Source organism: Vibrio sp. STUT-A11, from assembly GCF_026000435.1.
Classification (GTDB): domain Bacteria; phylum Pseudomonadota; class Gammaproteobacteria; order Enterobacterales; family Vibrionaceae; genus Vibrio.
In genome coordinates this window covers 673,458-696,587 of the sequence record NZ_AP026763.1, presented here as the reverse complement: position 1 = coordinate 696,587, position 23,130 = coordinate 673,458, and the positions used below count along the sequence as shown (strand labels likewise).

Sequence of the window (23,130 nt, the reverse complement as noted above, 5' to 3'; positions counted from 1 at the left end):
ATCGAGGTTTACTGGATAGACGCTTGCTGGATCTGCAGTGGCAGTTGATGTTTGTACTTGTCATAGGGCTGCTCATCTGTTCTTTCTCTGCTCATGCCAAAACAACCGTAGTCGATCAACATGCGATTAAGCAGCAACAGCATCAATCTCTCAGCGCAAAAATGCTAAAAAGACCGCAACAATCTTTGACAGCCGCAAAGGCAATACCAAACTCTAAAACCGTCACAGCACCCAAGTCCCGCCCAGCCCTTAATAGCGGCACATCTTCAGCGGTGATACAACTAAGAGGCAGCACTAACCCTGTCGCATACCGTATTGATACAAGATGGGCATCAAACCTTCCCGCGGCGGGTTGGACGTATTTACCGTTCGTCCTGGAGGGAGCAGAAAAATGGCAGGTTGAAAGTGCCCTGCTACTTGCCATTATGCACACGGAAAGTGCATTTGACCCGAATGCCCACTCGCATAAAGGCGCAATTGGGCTGATGCAAATTATGCCGCAGGGTGCTGTTTTAGAGGTGGTGCAAAAGTACTACTCTGGTCGCCAGATAGAAACCGATACTTTATCTCTGCCTGAGGTTAATATAGAGATCGGTAGCGCGTATTTACATATTCTGAGCAATGACTATTTACACGCCGTCAGGTCAGATAAAAACAGACGGCTTTTGATGATTGCGGCATACAACTGTGGTTTGTCTAACCTAATGCGTGCACTTACCTTTACACAATCACTGACAACCTTCACCCATAATGTGAATCAATTAAGCGAAGATGCGCTGTATTTTCAGTTAACGCGAACATTGCCTATCGCAGAAACTCGTCATTACGTTGAAAAAGTCATGCACTTGTATGAACGCTACCGTGGTATTGAATATCAATAAATAACCAGCATCCAGCTATCCATCTATCATCAACTGCGAGTCATTGCCTACGACAATTCAGCGTTATTGATTAAGTGAAACGTGAGACCAATACCCTATCTGTCGATAGTTTTGAGTTATTTTTTATAAAGTGGAATGGTGCATATACCCAAACTACCTCACCCATGCTATTGTTAACAAAAAATTAACAACTATAAATCCTGCGATTAACATGGAGTTAGAGAATGAATCAAGCTAACAAGTTAAATGAGCAGACTTGCGCTCTCCCGCCACCTAACGAAATGATTCTAAAATGGGCATCGGAGCGCCCAAATGAGGTCTACTTAAAACAAATCATCAATCGGAAATTCGTTGAATTCACTTACGCTGACGTGGCCGATCAGGCGCTTAAGCTGGTCAGCGCGCTACGTGAGCTGGGTATCCAACCCGGCGATAAAGTCGCGTTAATCTCCAAAAACTGCGCCGAATGGTTTATTTGTGATCTGGCGATGATGCTGGGTGATTATGTGAGTGTCCCTATCTTCCCAACCGCTGGGGTGGACACCATCGAATACTGCCTCACACACAGCGAGAGTAAAGCCATTATATGTGGTAAGTTGGATGACGCCAAAGCAACGCAGCAAGTGATTAATGACCTGGGCGATCTGATCAGTATCGCACTGCCATACAACACTGCGCCTATGTGTCAGTATCAATATACTGAGCTGATTGCAAATCAAGTGCCGAGTGTGGAGCGTCCTCAGCACTATGATGAAAAACTGATGTCGCTGGTTTACACATCCGGTACTTCAGGCTTACCAAAAGGGGCCATGTTGACCTACGGCGCATTCAGTTGGTCTGTTCAACAGTTGATCAATCATATTGGTATCCAGCCAAATGACCGCTTGTTCTCTTACTTACCACTCGCGCATATTACAGAACGAGTCTATATTTTCGGTTCTTCAATTATGGGTGGCGTTCCCACCGCATTTCCTGAGTCTCTAGACACCTTTATTGAAGATGTGAAGATGCACCGCCCAACTCTGTTCATCTCAGTACCAAGGTTATGGACGTTATTCCAACAGCGTATTCAGGATAAGTTACCGCAAAAATCGCTGAATATTCTTCTTAAGATACCATTGGTAAACTCACTGATTAAGAAGAAGCTCGCGGTTGGACTGGGGCTGGATCAAGCCCGAGTATTAGGTTGTGGTTCTGCGCCTGTATCACCAGCACTGCTAAGGTGGTACCACAGCGTCGGACTCAATATTACTGAAGCTTGGGGGATGACGGAGTCATTTGCTTACAGCACTCTTAATTATCCTTTCAGAGCAGACAAAATAGGTTCGGTGGGTAATGCAGGTCCAGGTATTGAACTGAAAATTGCTAATGACAGTGAAATTATGGTTCGAGGTAAAGGGTTATTCTCCGGCTACTATAAAAATGACATAGCGACTCAGGAATCCTTTGATTCGGAAGGCTGGTTGCACACTGGTGACATCGGAGCGATTGATGCTGATGGCTACCTCACCATTCAAGGCCGTAAAAAAGACACCTTTAAAACCGCAAAAGGGAAGTTCGTATCTCCCGTTCCGATTGAAAAGAAATTATTCGAATACAGCCGCATAGAAATGATGTGCCTGATTGGTCTTGGTTTACCTGGCCCAATATTGTTGGTCGTGCCGCATGATTTCCCTCATTTCGACAAACAACGCTATGAACGATCCACACGTAAAGTCATTGATCGAATGAATCAAGAGCTGGCATCTCACGAGCAAATCAAAGGTGTGTTGATGATTAAAGAGCCCTGGACTATCGAAAATGGCATCCTTACTCCAACTCTCAAAATAAAACGCCATGTACTAGAACAAAAGTACCACGAGCTTGGCCATGATTGGCCTAAAGGGCAACTAGTGCTTTGGGAAGAAGACTTATAATTAAGTCAGCACTCCTCAATAGCTGTTGGGGAGTGCCACTTACTCTTGTTTCAAACTACGTCCTCCAGAATGGTTTACGTGTTTCTTTTAACACCTCATGCTTTTCCAAACCAATATCATTCCAAAGATGTTCAGGTACTTCGCTTAAGTGACGACGAGTTCGATAATTTCTTCTCCACAGATAGAGTTTAGAAAAAATTAACTCAATCCAGCTTTGCGGCCTCGTTAGCAAGCTTTGCTCGCAAGTACATGTAGTGCTTTCCATCTCTACGGCTCCTCACGTTTTATTGACCACTTAATAATCAACGACTACCCTATTATTCTCAAACGATAGAATCTGCCATTGAGTTAAGGAAAACTAATGTGAAAGATCGAATGCCACCTTTACAGGGCTTATACTATTTCTTCATTGCTGCAAAAGAAGGCAGCTTTAAAAGCGCTGCAAAACATTTGTTTGTTACGCCAGCGGCGATTAGCCAGCAAATCCGTCAATTAGAAGAGTTTTTGGGCACTGATCTGTTTGTTCGTCAGCATAGGAAGATACTCCTAACACCGCAGGGAGAATTGCTATTTGCTCAAGCAGAAAGAGGATTTAGTCACATACAGCAGGGTGTTCGTCTGATTAACCAGGATCCCAATCCAAACCAGCTTTCTATCTCAACACTTCCTTCGTTTGCTCATCATTGGCTGGTTCCCAAAATAACGGCGTTTCGACAGCGCCACCCTGATATTTCTCTACTACTGGAACCGACGAATGAACTGGTTTCTTTTCAGGATAGTCAGATAGATCTATGCGTTCGTTACGGCTCAGGAAACTACCCGAATTTAGAATCGCAGTGGTTGATGGATGAAGCTTTCTATCCCGCCTGTCATCCGATGTATCAAAAACAGCACGGTATTTTTAACATTGAAGATTTGAGTAAAGCTGAACTAATCGAAGATCTTTGGCCTGATCTCGACTGGAATATGTGGTTAGAAAGACTGGGGCAACGTGCCGCAAAGCCAGCGCTAAAATACAGCGGCTCTCATCTCGTACTTGAGGCTGCCTTATCATTACAAGGGGTAGCGTTGGTGAAACACAGTTTAGCCAACCAATACTTTCGAACTGGCAAGTTGGTTAGAATTGGCGACATTGCCATCAAGCCTAAATTCGCTTATTACTTATGCGCTCCAAAAGGCTACCTGCAGAGGCCTAAAGCACAGCTGTTTTCAAAGTGGTTGAAGGAAGAGATCGACAGTTTTGAAAAATCGATTACTAGAGACTTTAAAACTATCGCGCTTGCAGACTGAAGGATGTTAATTGATACCAACCTAAGTAAGAAAGAGGTCATACTTAATTATAGAGAACCAGAAAACAGGCATCGAACACAAACACACATGAACCCATCCATGAGGCTTCGATTTGCCATCCATGGCAAATAGAGTTTGTTTATCGAACCCTGTTCCCTGAACAGTTAATTTTCCAGATTGGTATGATAAGGGAGTCTGTTTCGAGATTAATAAAAAGCCCCGCACTAGGCGGGGCTTTGAAATCATAGAGTTAACTTAAGAATTACTTCTTAGCGTTACGCTCTTTAACTTCTGCGATTACTTGCTCAGCAACGTTTGCTGGACAAGGTGCGTAGTGTGCGAACTCCATAGAGAACTGACCACGACCAGAAGTGATAGTACGTAGGTGACCGATGTAGCCAAACATTTCTGATAGAGGAACGTCTGCTTTAATACGAACACCAGTAGCACCAGCTTGTTGGTCTTTGATCATACCACGACGACGGTTAAGGTCACCGATTACATCACCAACGTTATCTTCTGGAGAGAATACGTCAACGTGCATGATAGGCTCAAGAAGCTGTGCACCCGCTTTAGGCATAGACTGACGGAATGCGCCTTTCGCAGCGATTTCGTAAGCGATTGCTGAAGAGTCAACTGCGTGGAAGCCACCGTCGAATAGTTCAACTTCAACGTCTAGAGTTGGGAAGCCAGCTAGAACACCTTCGTCCATCATGCTCGCGAAGCCTTTCTCTACTGCAGGCCAGAATTCTTTAGGTACGTTACCACCAACAACTGTTGAAGAGAACGTAAAGCCAGAGTTTGGCTCACCTGGTTTGATGCGGTAGTCGATCTTACCGAACTGACCAGAACCACCAGACTGCTTCTTGTGCGTGTAGCTGTCTTCGATTGCTTGAGTGATAGTTTCACGGTAAGCAACCTGAGGGGCACCTACTTCTAGCTCAACGCCGTAAGTACGTTTTAGGATATCTACTTTGATATCTAGGTGAAGTTCGCCCATACCTTTAAGGATGGTTTCACCTGAATCTTCGTCAGTCTCAACTTGGAAAGATGGATCTTCTGCAACCATTTTACCGATCGCGATACCCATTTTCTCAGTTGAACCTTTGTCTTTTGGTGTTACAGCAATAGAGATAACTGGCTCAGGGAAGATCATTGGTTCTAGAGTACATTCGTGCTTAGGATCACATAGAGTGTGACCAGTTTGAACGTTCTTCATACCAACAACAGCGATGATGTCGCCCGCTTGAGCTTCGGTGATCTCGTTACGGTCGTCCGCTTGCATTTCACACATACGGCCGATACGCTCAGTTTTACCTGTCGCAGAGTTAAGGACTGTGTCACCCTTCTTCATTACACCAGAGTAGATACGGATGAAAGTTAGCGCGCCGAAGCGGTCATCCATGATCTTAAACGCTAGTGCACGTAGTGGTTCATCTGCAGATACTGTTGCAACTTCACCAGTTGGCTCACCAGTTTCTGGATCAGTCAGATCTTGAGGGTCAACTTCTGTTGGCGATGGTAGGTAATCTACAACAGCGTCTAGTACTAGCTGAACACCCTTGTTCTTGAACGCAGAACCACAGAATGTTGGGAAGAATGCTAGGTCACGAGTACCTTTACGGATACAAGCTTTTAGCTGTTCGATAGTCGGCTCTTCGCCTTCCATGTACGCTTCCATTAGATCGTCGTCTTGCTCTACCGCTGTTTCGATTAGCTCTTCACGGTACGCTTCAACGTCGTCAACCATATCAGCAGGAATATCTTGAATTTCGTAGTTCTCTGGAAGACCTGAGTCATCCCATACGTATGCTTTACGAGATAGCAGATCAACAACACCAATGAAGTCATCTTCACGACCGATTGGAAGAACCATAACTAGTGGGTTAGCCGCTAGTACGTTTTTAACTTGGTCAACTACGTTGTAGAAGTCTGCACCCATACGGTCCAGTTTGTTAACGAAGATCAGACGAGATACTTCTGATTCGTTCGCGTAACGCCAGTTAGTCTCTGACTGAGGCTCAACACCACCAGAACCACAGAATACACCGATACCACCATCTAGTACTTTTAGTGAACGGTATACTTCTACGGTAAAGTCAACGTGTCCCGGAGTATCGATAACGTTTAGGCGGTGGCCATTCCACTCACAAGTTACCGCTGCAGACTGGATTGTAATACCACGCTCAGCTTCCTGCTCCATGAAGTCTGTCGTTGATTCGCCATCATGCGTCTCACCCGACTTGTGGATTTTACCAGTAAGCTTAAGGATACGCTCAGTGGTGGTAGTTTTACCCGCATCAACGTGCGCGAAAATACCAATGTTTCTGTACTTTGATAAATCTGCCATTGTCTTACTCTGTTTATAAGGTATAAATTGCGCGCAGAGTATAACACAATCTGTCAAGACTGATACCCTTGCGTGCAGATGGACGAAAAATATTTTTAACGTAAATTTTCCATCCTCAAAGGATAGCCAAATATTACGATTTATGTGCTTTATTGACTGTTTTTGAAAATGGATTTTACATATTTGTAACGCTTATTTTAGCGTTCTATAACTCATCAAATGCTTCGATTGCCTCTGATAACTTCTTAACCCCGTGTATTTGCATGCCCGAAATACCGCCTTTGGGCATATTCGCAGCCGGAACAATGGCTTTTTTAAAGCCGTGCTTAAACGCTTCATTTAATCGCTCCTGCCCGCTCGGCACAGGACGAATTTCACCCGCTAAGCCAACCTCACCAAAGATAACCACATCTTTGGGCAGAGCACGATCACGAAAGCTCGAAAGTAACGCCATAACTAACGCAAGATCGGCGCTGGTCTCGGTCACTTTCACACCACCGACGACATTAACAAACACGTCTTGGTCCGCCATTTGTAATCCGCCGTGTTTATGCAGCACAGCTAATAGTAAAGACAGGCGGTTTTGCTCCAGACCCACTGCAACTCGGCGTGGGTTGGCTAGCTGTGAGTAATCAACCAGGGCTTGTATCTCGACCAGTAGAGGACGAGTCCCTTCCCACACCACCATAACCGAAGAACCTGACGTCTCTTCTTCACCACGGGAAAGGAAAATCGCCGATGGGTTGCTGACTTCTTTGAGCCCCTGGCCTGTCATCGCAAATACACCAAGTTCATTCACTGCGCCAAAACGGTTTTTGTGGCTGCGCAACGTACGGAACCGGCTATCTGTGCCACCATCAAGCAAAACTGAACAGTCAATGATGTGTTCAAGGACTTTCGGGCCAGCAAGCGTACCATCTTTCGTTACGTGACCCACGATAAATACCGCAACATTGTTCTGTTTTGCGTACCTCGTCAGCGCGGTTGCGGATTCACGAACCTGCGCGACACTGCCTGGCGATGACTGAACATCAGAAACGTGCATCACCTGAATCGAGTCAATCACCATAATGCGAGGTTGCTCTTTTTCAGCAATTTGACAGATCTTATCCACGTTTGTTTCGGATAACATCTTCAGGTGTTCTTTTGGCAAACCGAGACGAGAAGCTCGCATCGCCACCTGTTGCAGCGATTCTTCCCCCGTCACATATAACGTCGGCATTTGCCCTGATAGCACACACATAGTTTGCAAAAGTAGTGTCGACTTGCCTGCACCAGGGTTACCACCAATCAATATTGCAGCGCCGGGAACCACACCGCCACCGAGTACACGGTCTAGCTCTTTAAAACCACTGGTAAAACGCGGCACTTCTTGTAAGTCGATTTCTGACAGCGTTTGAACCTGAGCCTCAGTAGCAGAGCCAGCGTAGCCGGACAAACGCTCATTGCGAGCCACCGTTGGCGATGCTGCGATGCGTACTTCAGTTATCGTGTTCCACGACCCACACGCATTACATTGTCCTTGCCAACGCGGAAAGTCTGCGCCGCAATCATTACAAACATATGCTCGTTTTGCTTTCGCCATGATGCCTCAATTCTTCAACAAATGTGCCCAACCACTGCCCACTCAAACCTGATATGGAGTTACTCAAGTTTTACTGTGCTTAGCCGATACAATTCAAATAACGACATACTTTAACAGAAATAATGCTGCAATCTGAAATTCTCTCGCTCGCGGAACGGCTCATCCCGGTCTATGGTTCTGTAGACTTTGATATTGTCCTTGGTCAACTAACCGAGGAAGCGCCGCCTTCGGCCAAAATCCTGGTCAAGATAGAATTAAACCGATTGATGGCACCATGCAAAAAAAGCATTGATCTGCGTGGTCGTGTTAACGGGGAATGCAGAAAGTACATTTTCGATGGTATTCCACACTGGTTAGATGATGTTGCCTTTAATGCCTATCACAAAAGCATCAGAAAGTATGGCGGCTATACCGAAGGGGTCTGGGAAACGCTTATTAGCACCCGGAACAATTTTCGTGTGATGGGAAAATATTCAGCCGAAGAAAATCATCCATCTCTATCAGAGAGTAAAAACCCATTTTTGGCCGCGCCCGTTCAATTAGGCTTTAACTTAAAACGGCAAGAAAAGCGTTTAAAAGTCCAGTCGCAAGTTGAGATACACCGATCAAAAGGCCAGCTCCTCCACGGCTTGAGCATCGATCTTTCCTGCTCTGGCGCTAAATTCAAAGTACCCAGCGCATTTAAATACAACCTTGGCGAAATCATTGAGGTTACGTTTACTGATTTTGCCAGTCAATCTCAATTAGCCGGTATTGAAAAGCCCCTGACTTATCGGATTTTGGCTGTCGAAGATTGCTACGAAAATGATGCAATTCGCTATCTGAGAACCACGCTGCTCACTGAAACCAATATTATCGACAGAGTGATTGATGAAGTGCTAAACAGTGACGCGAAACGTACACGTCATGACAATCAGGATAAAGTCATTCGGGCTCGTACTCGCGGTTATGAGCATTTGGCTTTGAAGCACACCAGCAACTTACCACTGTTCTTTCAAGGCAGTGAGCTAAAACTTGCCATGCTGACACCGAATAACCAAAAGCTATGGCAATACTGGCACGATGAACGTAACCAACAAGTTTTTGGCTCCCTGTTCCATAAAGAAAGAATGACCTCGCTGATTACACCCGGAGTAAGAGGTACGACCAACGTTCTCTATTCATTTACGCACGAGCACGACAACAAAACGTATTTCTATTCGATGCTGAGACCTGAAGCAAGCAGAGAACAGCGCCAATTGTTCTGGCATTTAGGGGCAAAACGAAACAGCTGGCGAGTGTTTCGAGTATCTATCTTTGAGCTGTCCGAACAGGAAAAAGAAGAGCTCGCCTCTTTTTCATCGGAGTTAGCACAAACATCGCAATTACTCACTCACGTGGGGATTTTGCAAGAAATCTCGGATGAGAAATCAGGACAAGACTATCTGTTAACAGAAAAGCCTCGTGTACCTTCAAACACCTTAAATGCGTTTCGGCATCCGCGACGAATAACGGGCAACCCAAAAGGCATTTATTTTGATGCTCAATCTCGACGCAAAGAGCCTCGTTATCGATTTAAAACGCCATTAGCGTTAATAACGGGACAATTAAGTAGTACGGGACACAGTGTTGACATTTCGAAGCGAGGACTCGGAATTCGGCTAGAAAACCCTGCCACTTTACGTACTGGGCAAGAGGTCACCATTAACTTTCATGAATTACAGTTGTACGACGGTAACTTGCCGTTATCCGCAGTGCCTTACCGCGTCGTACGAGTCAGCCCAGATGGTCATAGAGTTCAATTGGTTATCGGTCAAAACAGCACAGCACGCCGTGTGATCGCGTTTCTCAATAAAGTCATCGAACATAATAAAAACAAGCTGCTTCAACAGGAAGATGTGCTACCAAGCCATAAGCTACTAGAGAGATTACATAGTGTGCTGCTTTCCAGAAGCTTAAGTTCCCCTATTTTCATTAGTAAAACGTCAACGGGTGCATTTAACACACCCGTTATTGGTGTAAACCACCCCTTGCCTAAATATGTTGAGATTTTTGCTCAGATAGGTCATAGCCAAAAGCTATCGCTGGAGCCTATATTTAAAGGCCGCACGAGCACTCTGATCGCAGATCTAATCAAGCGTGTAGAGGGCGCGCAGGAGAAACACGAGGACATTTACCTCAGCGTAGCAAAAATTGGTAACATGGTGACAGGTATTGAATCCAAGCTACATCAGGATTTTAGTAACCTAAAAGAACGAATTCAGTTTATAAAAAAAGCGCGCATGATGGGCGATTTCTATGTCCTTCGCCTCTCTACCGCGCCCATTTTTGAGCCTATGACCTCTCTACTACAAAGAGATTTAGGTGAGTTGACTCAGTTTAGTGTCCATCAGGCAAGTAAACTAGAAAAGGAGCTCACTTCACTTATCGGGTACAGTGAGTTTGAAGATATCACGGAAGAAGTACTGGTAAGGCTAGAACTCACCGAATAAAATACACCGCCTTGTTCGGCGGTGTTAATAGCTTAACGAATTTATCCGTGTCATTCCAGCGAGACTAGGAATCTAATATCAGCGCGCTAAGCAGTTAATGAAATAATTTCTGCCATAAAGTGCAAGGAAATTAGATCCTGAATCACACTCCTTCGTCGTTGTTCAGGATGACTGGAGGTTTAAACATACCGTTAGCTGCTAAACGAACGGCACTTGCCCTTTGAGGCGCTGTTAAGAATGACCGGCACAGTTCAATCTGGATGAATTTCTACGGCTTGGACTTCCAGCTAATTTTCTGTTGTTTAACCAGCGCCCCAGACAAGATGCAAAGAACGCCGCCTAACCCAGTGTAGCGAATATTCGCTTGAGCTTGCGCCTGTACTTTAGATTTTGCGTGGTAAGCAATACCAAGACCTGCTGCAGACATCATCACCAAGTCATTCGCGCCGTCACCGACCGCAACCGTATTATGTTGCTCGATTTCGTACTCATCCGCCAATTCAACCAAGATGTCTGACTTCACTTGCGCGTTGACGACATCACCAAGCACTTTACCCGTCATTTTTCCGTTGATGATTTCCAGTTTGTTCGAGCGAGCGAAATCTAAATCTACTTTTTCTTTGATATAGTCAGAGAAGTAGTCGAAACCACCAGAAGCAATCGCGGTTTTCCAGCCTAGCGCTTTCATTGTCGCAATCAGTGCTTCAAAATCTTGCATGAATGGCAGCTGTGAGCGGACTTGTTCCAGAATCGACTCATCAGCACCTTTTAGTTTACCGACTCGTTGACGAAGGCTCTGTTCAAAATCCAGTTCACCTTGCATCGCACGTTCAGTAACTTCAGCGACTTCTTCGCCAACTCCGGCTAATTTCGCGATCTCATCAATGCACTCAATTTGAATGGCTGTCGAGTCCATATCAAACACAATAAGCCCTGTGGTTGACAAGTCAGGTACTTCATTTAGTGACGCATAATCTATGTTAAGGCTTTTTAAAATGGTTTCGTGCTGAGGCGTAAGTTCGCCTGACATCAATGCGACTTCGTACTGGCCCACTTTCCATGTTTCTAAGACCGGGTTGTAAAAACCAGTAAAAAAGTCAATGTCTTCAAAATGACGCGGTGAAAGGTAAGTAGAAAAAACAATCCAATTCGCTTTGGCTCTATCCAATTGCGAAGCAAAGCGAGTTTCGGGCAATCGATTTAAAAGTGTCGTATGTTTTCTTATAGGCAAGCTTTTTGACGCGTCCATGTATATAATCCTTGATGACTTTGCTAAAACGTTACCTCAACAAACTAAAAAGGCAAGTCTTTGTTTTATTTTAAATGGATGAGTAAAGAGCATGAGTGAATCCTTGTTTTCAGTAAGGAATGCCCTGCGAATTCTGGCGCTAATACTACTGTGTGTGATGTTATTTTTCACGATCAAAAACAGTGTGGTAATCAGTAAGGGTAACGAGAGAATTCAAGCGCATCAGCTTGAGACACTCACCAAGGTTTTGATCTCACAGGCATCTTTGTCTGCCAGTGAAATGATTATGAACAATGATCAGGAGCGATTATTGCAGTTGTCTAATCAGCTCGCACAAGATCGTCTGGTATTTGATGCGACCATTTATGATGCACGAGGTGTGCGTCTGGCTTCTAGTGAAGATGCGTTATCAGTACGAGAAGTAATGGGTTTAGATACCCCATTAGCAACCGCTTCTATTGGTCGCCAACAACTGGTTGAACCTGTCATTGCTGACGGTTCGGTTGTCGGCTTTGTCCGCGTGACGTTCGAAACAGGTCGTGTGACCGCAATTTCTGACCACCACTATCGTAAAAGTGATCGCTACATGTACATGATGGTTCTGATGAGTTTTGTCTGTGGCGTACTGTTCATTATGATTTTGCGCAGGCAACCCATTCGCAGAAAGAAGGCAGAAAACCTTCTGCTCACTAAGTAAGGTGACGTTTCCTTTACACACATTTCTGATATAAAAATCAATGCCGCTCGTCGCGAACGGCATTTCTCACCTACCTCGTCTTCCTGAACAGCGACGAAGGAGCGTGATTCAGGATCTACTCACCAGGCACGCTGTTGCTGCAACGATACCCAGAACTTCTCAGCGCGCTGCTATTAGATTCTTAGTCTCGCTATGGCTCGCTGGAATAACAAATGTGAGTAAAATTACTCTTTATCACCTAGCAATACCGAATCCAGTGCAATCAGCATCATGTCGTTGAACGTGGTTTGACGTTCATCAGATGTCGTTTGTTCGCCGGTTTTGATGTGGTCTGAAACCGTACAAATCGTTAGCGCTTTTGCGCCGTATTCTGCTGCTACGCCGTAAATGCCGGCCGCTTCCATTTCAACCCCAACGATGCCGTACTTGTCCATTACATCGAACATTTCTGGATCTGGCGTGTAGAAAAGTTCTGCTGAGAATAGGTTACCCACTTTCACATCAATGCCGCGTGCTTTTGCTGCGTCTTCTGCTGCACGAACCATTTTGTAGTCAGCAATGGCAGCGAAGTCATGACCTTTAAAACGGATGCGGTTTACTTTTGAATCCGTACACGCGCCCATACCGATCACAACATCACGTACTTTGATGTATTCATTCACCGCACCGCAACTGCCAACGCGGATAATCTTTTTCACACCGAAGTCTTTGATAAGTTCCGTTGCGTAGATCGAACATGATGGGATGCCCATACCGTGGCCCATTACAGAGATTTTGCGACCTTTGTATGTGCCTGTATAACCGAACATATTACGAACGTCACACACTTGAACGACGTCTTCAAGGAAGGTTTCTGCAATGTATTTTGCACGTAGCGGGTCACCCGGCATCAGTACTACGTCTGCGAATGCACCCATTTCAGCATTGATATGTGGAGTTGCCATTTTTTTCTCCTTAACCTTTCTCTAGCGTTTTCCGACACGCAACATTTTTATGCTGCAAACATAAAACTAGGAGCGTTAAGCTCCCAGTTTTCAAACTCCTAATTATAGGAAGTTCTTACCGTAATCCATTGGTGATGTACCGAAGTAGCTTGCCAACGTTTGGCCGATATCTGCGAACGTGTCACGGCAACCAAGAGAGCCAGCTGGCACCTTTTGACCGTAAACCAGTACTGGAATGTGTTCACGAGTATGATCAGTACCTGGCCATGTTGGATCACAGCCGTGGTCGGCAGTCAGGATAAGCACATCATCTTCACCCATCAGCTCTAGTACTTCGTTGATGCGACCATCAAAATACTCAAGTGCCGCAGCGTAACCCGCCACATCACGGCGGTGGCCGTATGCCGAGTCGAAATCAACAAAGTTTGTGAATACGATAGTGTTATCACCCGCTTCTTTGATTTGCTCGAGTGTCGCTTCGAACAACGCAGGGATACCCGTTGCTTTTACTTTCTTAGTGATACCGCAGTTTGCGTAGATGTCTGCAATCTTGCCGATAGAAACCACATCACCTTGCTTCTCTTCTACTAGCTTCTGTAGAACGGTTGCTGATGGTGGCTCAACAGATAGATCACGACGGTTACCTGTGCGTTCAAATTGACCTTTACCCGGGCCAATAAATGGACGCGCAATGACACGGCCAATGTTGTAATCTTCTAGCTCTTCACGAGCGATTTGGCAAAGCTCTAACAGACGATCCAGGCCAAATGTCTCTTCGTGACAGGCGATTTGGAATACAGAGTCTGCAGATGTGTAGAAGATTGGCAGACCGGTCTTCATGTGCTCTTCACCCAAATCATCCAGTACTTGTGTGCCTGAAGCATGGCAGTTACCTAAGTAGCCATCTAAGCCAGCACGCTCAAGAATGCGATTTGTCAACTCTTCAGGGAAGCTGTTGGTTTTGTCCGTAAAGTAACCCCAGTCAAACAGAACTGGTACACCTGCAATTTCCCAGTGCCCGGAAGGCGTATCTTTACCAGAAGAAAGCTCAGCAGCGTGACCATAAGCACCGATGATTTCCGCCTCTGCGTCCAGACCAGGAGCAAAACGACCCGTTGATTCTTTATGTGCCATCGCCAAACCAAGTTTAGACAGGTTTGGAAGACGAAGTGCGCCTTGACGCTTGTCGTTATCAGCTAAGCCTTGTTCACACTGATCCGCAATATGACCTAATGTGTCTGAACCTACATCACCAAAGTCTTTCGCATCCGCAGTTGCGCCGATACCGAATGAGTCTAGTACTAAAATAAATGCTCTTTTCATTGCTCGTTCCTTAGACCCACTCGGCGAATAATTATGGTTGAGTAGGCCTTATGTAATTACTAATCTGTTAGGTTTTTGACCTAGATGTCTTCTGCACGAATTTGACGGTAAACCTCTGGAGTTGGTGTGTATTCACCACCCACTTTGATGGCACTGCGTAGTGCTTTTGCTGCTTCTTCCCACTGCTCTTCACTGCGAGCGTGAATGACTGCTAGAGGTTTATCGCTATCAGCGACTTCACCCAGACGGATGAACTCATCAAAACCAACCGCATAGTCGATTTCATCGGTTGCAACGCGGCGCCCACCACCCATAGCAACCACAGCCATGCCGATAGCACGCGTGTCCATAGCAGAGATAATGCCCGTTTCTGTCGCATAGACTGGCTTAATGATCTGTGCTTTTTCCAGGTAGTTGTCGTAGTTTTCTACGAAGTCGGCTGGGCCGCCAAGACCGGCAACCATCTTGCCGAAACATTCAGCCGCTTTACCGTTGTCGAGCACTTCCATCAGTTTCGCACGCGCGTCTTGTGTATTTTCAGCCAGCTTACCCAGCACTAACATTTCCGCACATGACGCCATGGTCACTTCAAGCAGACGTGGGTTTCGGTATTCACCAGTCAGGAAACGCACCGCTTCACGCACTTCAACCGCATTACCAGCTGAAGAGGCTAATACCTGGTTCATGTCTGTCAGGATTGCTGTTGTTTTTGTGCCAGCGCCATTTGCTACCGCCACAATAGATTTTGCTAGCTCTTCTGATGCCTCATAAGTTGGCATGAATGCACCCGAACCAACTTTTACGTCCATCACAAGAGATTCCAAGCCCGCCGCCAATTTCTTAGAAAGAATGGACGCTGTAATTAGCGAGATGTTATCAACGGTAGCCGTGATATCTCGGGTTGCGTACACACGCTTATCGGCTGGTGCCAAATCACCAGTTTGACCGATAATCGCAACGCCAGCGTCTTTGGTAACTTGACCAAAAACGTCGTTGGTTGGCGTGATGTTATAGCCTGGGATTGACTCTAATTTATCCAGCGTACCGCCAGTATGACCAAGCCCACGGCCTGAGATCATTGGCACGAAACCACCACACGCTGCCACCATTGGGCCAAGCATGAGAGAGGTTACATCACCCACGCCACCTGTAGAGTGCTTATCGACAATAGGACCGCCAAAATTCATGTGGCTCCAGTCGATAACCATGCCTGAATCACGCATTGCACACGTCAGGGCAATACGCTCATCCATGGTCATTTCATTGAAGAAAATAGTCATAGCAAATGCCGCGATCTGACCTTCAGATACTGTGTTATTTGCTACGCCTTGAATAAAGAAGTTGATTTCGTCAGCAGAAAGAACTTCGCCGTCGCGTTTTTTACGAATGATTTCTTGTGGTAAATACATTAGTGCCTCCCTAGCTCGATGAAAGCTGTGGTCAAAGTAGGACAGAGGTAAAACGGAGGGCGATGTTCCACCACCCTAAATTTAAAACAGACGTTAAGTTTTTATTCGTCATACCCTAAATAGTTGGCGTTGCAGCTAGGCGACAAGTAAGTTCAGCCCTATGAGCATAGGTTTTCTATGTGATTAGGGTGAACTTACACAGTCAACAACGCTGCAGCGTCAAATATGACGGGTATGTTAGTACGCTGTTGGATCAGCAGTTTCGTCTGTTACTTCTAATGTATTTAACAGGTTAGTTAGCAGGCTTGATGCACCGAAACGGTAATGACGAGCATCAACCCAGTTATCACCTAAGATTTCATCTGCCATTGCCAGGTAAGCCGCTGCGTCTTCTGCAGTACGTACACCACCAGCAGGTTTGAAACCAACGGTTTCCGCTACACCCATATCACGAATAACTTCTAGCATCATTCGTGCGTATTCTGGTGTTGCGTTCACAGGCACTTTACCTGTTGACGTTTTAATAAAGTCTGCACCCGCTTCGATACAGATTTGTGAAGCTTTCTTGATTAGTGCTTCTTCTTTTAGTTCACCCGTTTCGATGATCACTTTAAGAAGAATGTCACCACAAGCTTGTTTACATTGCTTAACCAGTTCAAAGCCCACTTTCTCATCACCCGCCATTAGTGCACGGTATGGGAACACTACGTCAACTTCGTCTGCACCGTAAGCAACCGCTGCTTTTGTTTCAGCAACTGCGATTTCAATATCGTCGTTACCGTGTGGGAAGTTCGTTACTGTTGCAATGCGAACTTCTGGCGTACCTTGCTCACGAAGTGTCTTCTTAGCAATAGGAATAAAGCGAGGGTAAATACAGATTGCAGCTGTGTTGCCTACTGCTGTTTTCGCGTCATGACATAGTGAGATCACTTTTGCATCAGTGTCGTCATCATTCAGCGTAGTTAGATCCATAAGTTTTAGTGCACGTAGTGCTGCTGCTTTTAAATCGCTCATTTCTATCTCCGATCAATATTCAAAAATTTCACTACTCAGCCTTACATCGCACCTCTAACTATAATCAACGAGGAGAGATTATGTAAAAATGGCTCAGTAGTCTATTTATGAACGGACTTGGTTCCATGAAGACTCGGCATAAACAGCGAAAATTTCTTATGCCAATTGCTATCCTTGTCACCGCACAGTACCAATTTGGTCTATGGCACAACAATCTATGATTGCGGTGTCTTTAATATCATATCTCCCCAGCAAAATGCCGTTGAGATCTAATATTTCAGGGTAATTCATTTACCCATCGATTAGGTCGTATCCACCTTGTGATGTCTACATTATAGATATTCATCGCAAAACTGTAGCACCAAATAGAGCGCAAACGGTTTGTATCTCAAAATTTCCAGATTTCTATTCTCTAGTTGGCCAGCTAAGACACCTTACCTTTGACTGCACTAAAAAATTTCTAGCCCTGAAAACGAAAAAAGCCCCGCAGCAATTTCTTGCTACAGGGCGTGATTTAATATGGCGTCTATATACTAAAAACCAGTACTAAATTATAGAGCTGCAAGGCTTAAGCAGAAGCCTGCAATTGTCGCTGCCATTAGGTTAGACAACGTACCAGCTAGTACTGCTTTAACACCCATGCGAGCGATATCTGGACGACGGCTTGGCGCTAGACCACCCAGACCACCTAGTAGGATCGCGATAGAAGAAAGGTTCGCGAAACCACACAGTGCAAATGAGATGATAGCCGTAGTCTTCTCAGACATTACTTCGCCAGTTGCTGCGATTACTTGAGCGTTTTCACCGATGTAAGGCGTGAAGTTCAAGTATGCAACGAATTCGTTCACTACAATTTTCTGACCGATGAATGAACCAGCAGTTACTGCTTCAGCCCATGGAACACCGATTAGGAATGCTAGTGGAGAGAACGCGTAACCCAGGATTAGCTCAAGAGTTAGCTCAGGCATACCGAACCAACCGCCGATGCCACCTAGCATACCGTTGATAAGAGCAATCAGACCTACGAATGCGATTAGCATTGCACCTACGTTTAGTGCTAGTTGTAGACCAGAAGCCGCACCGCCTGCTGCTGCATCGATTACGTTGACAGGTTTGTCGTCACCGCCGTCCATTGCTTCTTCGATGCTTTCATGAGGCTGATCTGTCTCAGGGTGAAGAATCTTAGCGAATAGTAGACCACCAGGTGCCGCCATGAATGATGCCGCAACTAGGTACTCTAGAGGCACACCCATTGATGCGTAACCCGCTAGTACACCACCAGCAACAGAAGCCAGACCACCACACATTACCGCGAATAGCTCTGATTGAGTCATTTTAGGAACGAATGGACGAACCACAAGTGGCGCTTCAGTTTGACCTACGAAAATGTTAGCTGCTGCTGACATTGATTCTGCACGAGAAGTACCAAGTGCTTTCTGTAGTGCGCCACCAAGAATCTTGATAACCCATTGCATAACGCCAATGTAGTACAGAACTGAGATCAGAGCAGAGAAGAAGATCAGTGTAGGAAGAACACGGAACGCGAAGACGAAACCACCGCCACCGAATACTTCGAACATCTTGTCAGACACAAGACCACCGAATAGGAATGATGAACCATCGTTACCGTAGTTGATAACGTTAGATACACCACTAGAGAAACCGTTCAGTAGATCACGGCCCCAAGGTACATAAAGAACAAATGCACCTAATGCGAATTGGATAGCGAATGCACCACCCACAGTTCTTAAGTTGATAGCTTTGCGGTTAGATGAGAATGCGAATGCAATTGCAATTAGCACTACCATACCAACCAGGCTCATAAACAGGCTCATAGTTTATGACTTCCTTATAAGTTATTTATTGGCGTGTAACAAAATGGAGCTATAAAAGCGGGGCAATTATACTCATGCATCATCAATTAAAGTAATGCCGTCCTCACACTTTCCCATAAGATTCATGATTGATTCAATAATCTTTGTGATAGAACTCACAATAAAATGGCAAACGTTTTCGAACATGAACACTTTCTTTGAATTTTATTCACATATTGAGAAGGCGAAATTGCTATTTTTCCATAGTTGAGACGCAATCGATTGCTTTTCTCCTCTACGCAACTCTACGAGCATATTCAATACGTGAATGAGTTTCGCCGGATGATTTGGTTGCCCCTGATATCCAAGTATAGGCATATCTGGAGCATCTGTTTCAATTACTAAGTTTTCAAGGGCTAATTTTTGAATTGCGTCGCGAGTTTTTTGGGCTCTTGGGTAGGTGATCGTTCCCCCCACACCGATGAAAAAACCTAATCTGACCCACTCCATCGCTTGCTGATAGCTCCCGGCAAAAGCATGCACGACACCACCTTTAGGCAACTTCGCCGCTTTAACCATTTGTATCAGCCGATTGTGCGCTTTTCGGCTATGTAAAATGACCGGAAGCTCGAAATGCCTGGCAAGCTCGAATTGAGTTTCAAGAGCCTTTTCTTGCAATTGAGGATCGACGTCAATCGCAAAGTCTAATCCGCACTCTCCTATTGCAACACACTGTGACGCTTTTTGTTTGAGATAATCTTCCAGTTCAGCAAGGTGCTGCTCAAAGTGTTCTTCAAGAAAATACGGATGGAACCCGAGCGCGTAGTATAACTGGGAATATCGCTGGGCTAGGGTTTGAATGCGTGACCAGTTTGAAGGGCCGACTGACGGGATCAGGATTCTGCTAACCCCAATTTCTTGAGCCAGAGTCAGGTTGTGCTCAAAATCATCCTGAAACTCATCAAAATCAAAATGACAGTGGGTATCAAAGAGCTTCATCTTGAGACTTTTTATTGCTCTCGGTAGATTTAGGCGCTGCATTTTGCGCCTCACCGTTTGGCTCCTCACTCTGATGCACAGGATCCTGTCGATAAGGCACACAGCTGCGTTTTTGGTCAGGAGTGAGCCCCATCTCTTTACACCAATCGTCGTAGCGCTTGATTGCTTTTTTCAACCAATTCATTTTTACTCCGCTACCTCTAATCACTTATTAACTGTAATGGATATCGTCCAATCCACATCATTTCTGCTGATATAAAAACGCCCTTGACTAAGTCTATAGCCAAGGGCGTTTCAAAATCCAGTCACGGTGTAAGTGGGCTTTAATTAACGTCGATTAGTGCTCACGAGTCGCGCGGAAATCAACATCCGGGAAGCGTTCTTTCGCCAGATTCAGGTTAACCATTGTCGGCGCGATGTAAGTTAAGTTGTCACCACCATCGAGCGCTAAATTAGTCTGGTTCTTACGCTGGAACTCATCCAGTTTCTTCGCGTCGTCACACTCTACCCAACGAGCCGTTGCGACGTTTACGCCTTCGTAAATCGCTTCCACGTTGTACTCAGACTTCAGACGAGCTACAACCACGTCAAACTGAAGCACACCAACCGCACCAACGATTAGATCGTTGTTTTGTAGTGGACGGAACACCTGTACCGCACCTTCTTCAGACAACTGAACCAGACCTTTCAGCAACTGCTTCTGCTTCAATGGATCTTTCAGGCGAATACGACGGAACAGTTCTGGTGCAAAGTTCGGAATACCAGAGAACTTAAGTGATTCACCTTGCGTGAAAGTATCACCAATCTGGATAGTACCGTGGTTGTGTAAACCAATGATGTCGCCCGCGTAAGCGTGTTCTGCACGTGCACGGTCACCAGCCATGAAGGTTACCGCATCGGAAATGCTTACTTGCTTACCAAGACGAACATGGTTCATCTTCATGCCTTGCGTGTAAGTACCCGATACAATACGCATAAATGCGATACGGTCGCGGTGTTTTGGATCCATGTTTGCCTGGATCTTAAACACGAAACCAGAGAATTTATCTTCTGTTGCTTCTACATCACGCTCAACCGCTTGACGAGTTTTCGGCGCAGGCGCCCACTCAGTCAAACCATCTAGCATGTGGTCCACACCGAAGTTGCCCAATGCAGTACCGAAGTAAACTGGCGTAAGGTCACCCGTTAAGAACATTTCCAAGTCAAACTCTGGACATGCCCCCATCACTAGCTCAAGCTCTTCACGTACGCTTTCTGCCAGATCCGCACCGACTTGTTCATCCAGTTCAGGGTTATCCAAGCCTTTGATGATGCGTACTTCCTGAATCTCATGCCCATGGCCAGATTCATAAAGAATCGTCTCGTCACGGTGAATGTGGTACACACCTTTAAACTCTTTACCACAGCCGATCGGCCAGGTAATTGGCGCACACATCATACCCAGTTCGTTTTCTACTTCGTCCAATACTTCCATTGGATCACGAACATCACGGTCAAGTTTGTTCATGAAGGTGACGATTGGTGTATCTCGCAGACGCGTAACTTCCATCAATTTACGAGTACGATCCTCGACACCTTTCGCCGCATCGATAACCATCAAACAAGAGTCAACCGCTGTTAATGTACGGTACGTATCTTCAGAGAAGTCTTCGTGTCCCGGAGTATCTAGCAGGTTAACCAGACAATCGTTGTAAGGAAACTGCATCACAGAAGTGGTTACCGAGATACCACGTTCCTTTTCCATTTCCATCCAGTCAGATTTAGCATGCTGAGCATTACCACGACCTTTAACGGTACCTGCTTTTTGGATAGCGTTTCCGAATAAAAGTACTTTTTCGGTAATGGTTGTTTTACCCGCATCCGGGTGAGAAATAATAGCGAATGTTCTACGTTTAGACACTTCGCCTAGAAAAGGTGTATTTGACATGAAACTGGTCTTCTTTGATGTCTGCATGCTTGCTGAAAAGCAAACACACATTTTAGATTCAATTTTGCGCGGTATTCTCGCTTATTATTGCTTGTGGGGCAACTTCCCTAATGAAGTGTGCTGGTAACTAATGAAAGAAGAGGTAACTCATGATAATCGCGTCTTCTTTTCCATTACCTGTTTTGGCCGGGTAATAGTTATAGCGGCGGTCCAATTCATTAAAACCCGCTTGTTCATAAATATGGATGGCAGCGTGGTTACTTTCTCTCACTTCCAGCCAAGCACTTTCTGCTTTGACTTGCTCACAGTGATGTAGAAATGCATCCAGCAATTTTTGGCCATGGCCTTTGCCTTGTTGCGAAGGATCGACGGCAATATTCAGCAGTGTTACTTCTCCGACAATGTTCTGAGCATAAAAATAACCAAGGACCGAGTCACCTTCTACCATCACATGGTGACAAGCACCTCGGCTTGATAAGTCACGAACTAATGACTCAGCCCAAGGGTGAGAATGTGCTTGCTGTTCGATTTGCCAAACTTGTTCCAAATGCGCTTCACACATCGGAATAATTTCAATCGTCATTATTTAACCTATTTAACGCTTAGCCTGCGATACGCCTTAGATTCGTATCGCATACCAGGGCTTTTATCAGCATTACGAATAAGAACAAATTTGCTGCCAAAGTGCTCTTTTTTGTTCGTTGTTCCCATCAATGTCCTGAAGTAATGGTGAAGTGAGTTGCTTGATGTTTGGACTCTCATTCACATCACACCCGGAGAACCATACCCATTCCAACTGATGCTCACCTAGTAAAGGAAATCGTTCAGGTTCCAGATGCATGGCTTGATCGAGAGTTAATTTCATACTCTTGAGTATTTTCTCGAATAGGATGGCTGACTCATTCACAGGACAGGTTGGGGAAACCAGTAGAAGCTTGCAAGCACTTGGCAGATCAATCACTGGTGATTGATAGCCCGCTAACCTATCTGGATGAATCAACTCCCAAGTGCTGATTCCCATTTCATGTAAGTACTGTTTCTCGTTAATCGACATTTTTCGTCACCTGTTTGAACCAGGCAATACTATCAAATTATAGTGACGATACCCAATTTACTATTGCTGCAACTGGAGAGCAGTAGCCCCGTCATTCTGGACAGCGACGAAGGAGCGTGATTCAGAATCTAATGTCCGAATTCGTTATGACTAAAACTTTGTGCGCGCAGCTATTTGATTCCTAGGCTCGTTAAAATGACGCTCACC

Annotated in this window: 20 protein-coding genes; 6 read left to right on the top strand and 14 right to left on the bottom strand. The window is 45.3% G+C overall.

Annotated features, from left to right (window positions below; all coding sequences use genetic code 11):
• Positions 1-23 precede the first annotated feature (23 nt).
• Together OO774_RS03270 and OO774_RS03265 are read left to right on the top strand one after the other, a co-directional pair.
• Positions 24-881 (top strand): transglycosylase SLT domain-containing protein, encoded by an 858-nt coding sequence (locus OO774_RS03270; protein WP_264904667.1) that lies wholly within the window; start codon positions 24-26, stop codon positions 879-881.
• 224 nt (positions 882-1,105) lie between these two features.
• Entirely contained in the window at positions 1,106-2,797 is a 1,692-nt protein-coding gene (locus tag OO774_RS03265; protein WP_264904665.1) for an AMP-binding protein, read from the top strand.
• Positions 2,798-2,852: 55 nt separating this feature from the next.
• Here OO774_RS03265 and OO774_RS03260 read toward each other — a convergent pair whose 3' ends face one another.
• Entirely contained in the window at positions 2,853-3,062 is a 210-nt protein-coding gene (locus OO774_RS03260; protein WP_264904664.1) for a DUF1127 domain-containing protein, read from the bottom strand.
• A gap of 98 nt (positions 3,063-3,160) precedes the next feature.
• On the opposite strand from OO774_RS03260, the gene OO774_RS03255 reads away from it, so the two are divergent.
• Entirely contained in the window at positions 3,161-4,087 is a 927-nt protein-coding gene (locus OO774_RS03255) for a LysR substrate-binding domain-containing protein (protein ID WP_264904663.1), read from the top strand.
• A gap of 262 nt (positions 4,088-4,349) precedes the next feature.
• Here the strand turns inward: OO774_RS03255 and fusA are convergent, their stop codons facing one another.
• Positions 4,350-6,437 (bottom strand): elongation factor G, encoded by a 2,088-nt coding sequence (fusA, locus tag OO774_RS03250; protein WP_264904662.1) that lies wholly within the window; start codon positions 6,435-6,437, stop codon positions 4,350-4,352.
• A 205-nt stretch (positions 6,438-6,642) separates the two neighbouring features.
• A complete protein-coding gene (gene radA, locus OO774_RS03245) occupies positions 6,643-8,022 on the bottom strand; it encodes a DNA repair protein RadA (RefSeq protein WP_264904661.1) in 1,380 nt (459 codons plus the stop codon).
• A 122-nt stretch (positions 8,023-8,144) separates the two neighbouring features.
• Here radA and OO774_RS03240 point away from each other — a divergent pair, with 122 nt between their 5' ends.
• Positions 8,145-10,493 (top strand): PilZ domain-containing protein, encoded by a 2,349-nt coding sequence (locus OO774_RS03240; protein ID WP_264904659.1) that lies wholly within the window; start codon positions 8,145-8,147, stop codon positions 10,491-10,493.
• A 268-nt stretch (positions 10,494-10,761) separates the two neighbouring features.
• On the opposite strand, the gene serB is transcribed toward OO774_RS03240, so the two are convergent.
• Complete coding sequence (gene serB / locus OO774_RS03235) at positions 10,762-11,742, bottom strand: phosphoserine phosphatase (RefSeq protein WP_264904657.1); 981 nt, start codon at positions 11,740-11,742, stop codon at positions 10,762-10,764.
• 91 nt (positions 11,743-11,833) lie between these two features.
• Here serB and OO774_RS03230 point away from each other — a divergent pair, with 91 nt between their 5' ends.
• Complete coding sequence (locus OO774_RS03230) at positions 11,834-12,439, top strand: YtjB family periplasmic protein (RefSeq protein ID WP_264904655.1); 606 nt, start codon at positions 11,834-11,836, stop codon at positions 12,437-12,439.
• A gap of 224 nt (positions 12,440-12,663) precedes the next feature.
• Here the strand turns inward: OO774_RS03230 and deoD are convergent, their stop codons facing one another.
• The 8 genes from deoD to prfC form a co-directional block, all read right to left on the bottom strand.
• Complete coding sequence (deoD, locus tag OO774_RS03225; RefSeq protein ID WP_264904654.1) at positions 12,664-13,383, bottom strand: purine-nucleoside phosphorylase; 720 nt, start codon at positions 13,381-13,383, stop codon at positions 12,664-12,666.
• A gap of 102 nt (positions 13,384-13,485) precedes the next feature.
• A complete protein-coding gene (locus tag OO774_RS03220; RefSeq protein WP_264904653.1) occupies positions 13,486-14,706 on the bottom strand; it encodes a phosphopentomutase in 1,221 nt (406 codons plus the stop codon).
• A gap of 80 nt (positions 14,707-14,786) precedes the next feature.
• Positions 14,787-16,115 carry a thymidine phosphorylase gene (deoA, locus tag OO774_RS03215; protein WP_264904652.1) on the bottom strand — a complete coding sequence of 443 codons (1,329 nt, stop codon included), beginning with the start codon at positions 16,113-16,115 and terminating at the stop codon, positions 14,787-14,789.
• A gap of 237 nt (positions 16,116-16,352) precedes the next feature.
• Positions 16,353-17,129, bottom strand: coding sequence for a deoxyribose-phosphate aldolase (deoC, locus tag OO774_RS03210; protein WP_264904650.1), 777 nt, complete (start codon positions 17,127-17,129; stop codon positions 16,353-16,355).
• A gap of 551 nt (positions 17,130-17,680) precedes the next feature.
• Complete coding sequence (locus tag OO774_RS03205) at positions 17,681-18,964, bottom strand: NupC/NupG family nucleoside CNT transporter (RefSeq protein ID WP_264904648.1); 1,284 nt, start codon at positions 18,962-18,964, stop codon at positions 17,681-17,683.
• Between the two features lie 204 nt (positions 18,965-19,168).
• Positions 19,169-19,942, bottom strand: coding sequence for a TatD family hydrolase (locus OO774_RS03200; protein WP_264904646.1), 774 nt, complete (start codon positions 19,940-19,942; stop codon positions 19,169-19,171).
• Positions 19,929-20,126: a DUF5363 domain-containing protein gene (locus OO774_RS03195; protein WP_264904644.1), complete on the bottom strand. Its 198-nt coding sequence runs from the start codon at positions 20,124-20,126 to the stop codon at positions 19,929-19,931. Before OO774_RS03195 ends, OO774_RS03200 begins: the two co-directional genes overlap by 14 nt.
• 153 nt (positions 20,127-20,279) lie before the next feature.
• Positions 20,280-21,869, bottom strand: a complete 1,590-nt coding sequence (prfC, locus tag OO774_RS03190) for a peptide chain release factor 3 (protein ID WP_264904642.1) — start codon at positions 21,867-21,869, stop codon at positions 20,280-20,282.
• Between prfC and OO774_RS03185 the strand changes: the two genes are divergently transcribed.
• Positions 21,868-21,996 (top strand): hypothetical protein, encoded by a 129-nt coding sequence (locus tag OO774_RS03185; protein WP_264904640.1) that lies wholly within the window; start codon positions 21,868-21,870, stop codon positions 21,994-21,996. The genes prfC and OO774_RS03185 overlap by 2 nt on opposite strands.
• Here the strand turns inward: OO774_RS03185 and rimI are convergent, their stop codons facing one another.
• Together rimI and OO774_RS03175 are read right to left on the bottom strand one after the other, a co-directional pair.
• Complete coding sequence (gene rimI / locus OO774_RS03180; protein ID WP_264904638.1) at positions 21,997-22,452, bottom strand: ribosomal protein S18-alanine N-acetyltransferase; 456 nt, start codon at positions 22,450-22,452, stop codon at positions 21,997-21,999.
• A 72-nt stretch (positions 22,453-22,524) separates the two neighbouring features.
• On the bottom strand, positions 22,525-22,923 hold the full coding sequence (locus tag OO774_RS03175; protein ID WP_264904636.1) for a DNA polymerase III subunit psi: 399 nt from the start codon (positions 22,921-22,923) through the stop codon (positions 22,525-22,527).
• Positions 22,924-23,130: the final 207 nt, after the last annotated feature.

Excerpts from the sequence above, each read along its gene's own strand:
- OO774_RS03175 (WP_264904636.1), bottom strand. The coding sequence starts at position 22,923 with ATGTCGATTAACGAGAAACAGTACTTACATGAAATGGGAATCAGCACT.
- deoC (WP_264904650.1), bottom strand. The coding sequence starts at position 17,129 with ATGAGCGATTTAAAAGCAGCAGCACTACGTGCACTAAAACTTATGGAT.
- OO774_RS03230 (WP_264904655.1), top strand. The coding sequence starts at position 11,834 with ATGAGTGAATCCTTGTTTTCAGTAAGGAATGCCCTGCGAATTCTGGCG.
- OO774_RS03260 (WP_264904664.1), bottom strand. The coding sequence starts at position 3,062 with ATGGAAAGCACTACATGTACTTGCGAGCAAAGCTTGCTAACGAGGCCG.
- OO774_RS03265 (WP_264904665.1), top strand. The coding sequence starts at position 1,106 with ATGAATCAAGCTAACAAGTTAAATGAGCAGACTTGCGCTCTCCCGCCA.
- OO774_RS03205 (WP_264904648.1), bottom strand. The coding sequence starts at position 18,964 with ATGAGCCTGTTTATGAGCCTGGTTGGTATGGTAGTGCTAATTGCAATT.
- rimI (WP_264904638.1), bottom strand. The coding sequence starts at position 22,452 with ATGACGATTGAAATTATTCCGATGTGTGAAGCGCATTTGGAACAAGTT.
- OO774_RS03200 (WP_264904646.1), bottom strand. The coding sequence starts at position 19,942 with ATGAAGCTCTTTGATACCCACTGTCATTTTGATTTTGATGAGTTTCAG.
- prfC (WP_264904642.1), bottom strand. The coding sequence starts at position 21,869 with ATGTCAAATACACCTTTTCTAGGCGAAGTGTCTAAACGTAGAACATTC.
- OO774_RS03220 (WP_264904653.1), bottom strand. The coding sequence starts at position 14,706 with ATGAAAAGAGCATTTATTTTAGTACTAGACTCATTCGGTATCGGCGCA.
- radA (WP_264904661.1), bottom strand. The coding sequence starts at position 8,022 with ATGGCGAAAGCAAAACGAGCATATGTTTGTAATGATTGCGGCGCAGAC.
- deoD (WP_264904654.1), bottom strand. The coding sequence starts at position 13,383 with ATGGCAACTCCACATATCAATGCTGAAATGGGTGCATTCGCAGACGTA.
- OO774_RS03195 (WP_264904644.1), bottom strand. The coding sequence starts at position 20,126 with ATGAATTGGTTGAAAAAAGCAATCAAGCGCTACGACGATTGGTGTAAA.
- fusA (WP_264904662.1), bottom strand. The coding sequence starts at position 6,437 with ATGGCAGATTTATCAAAGTACAGAAACATTGGTATTTTCGCGCACGTT.
- serB (WP_264904657.1), bottom strand. The coding sequence starts at position 11,742 with ATGGACGCGTCAAAAAGCTTGCCTATAAGAAAACATACGACACTTTTA.
- OO774_RS03185 (WP_264904640.1), top strand. The coding sequence starts at position 21,868 with ATGAAACTGGTCTTCTTTGATGTCTGCATGCTTGCTGAAAAGCAAACA.
- deoA (WP_264904652.1), bottom strand. The coding sequence starts at position 16,115 with ATGTATTTACCACAAGAAATCATTCGTAAAAAACGCGACGGCGAAGTT.
- OO774_RS03240 (WP_264904659.1), top strand. The coding sequence starts at position 8,145 with ATGCTGCAATCTGAAATTCTCTCGCTCGCGGAACGGCTCATCCCGGTC.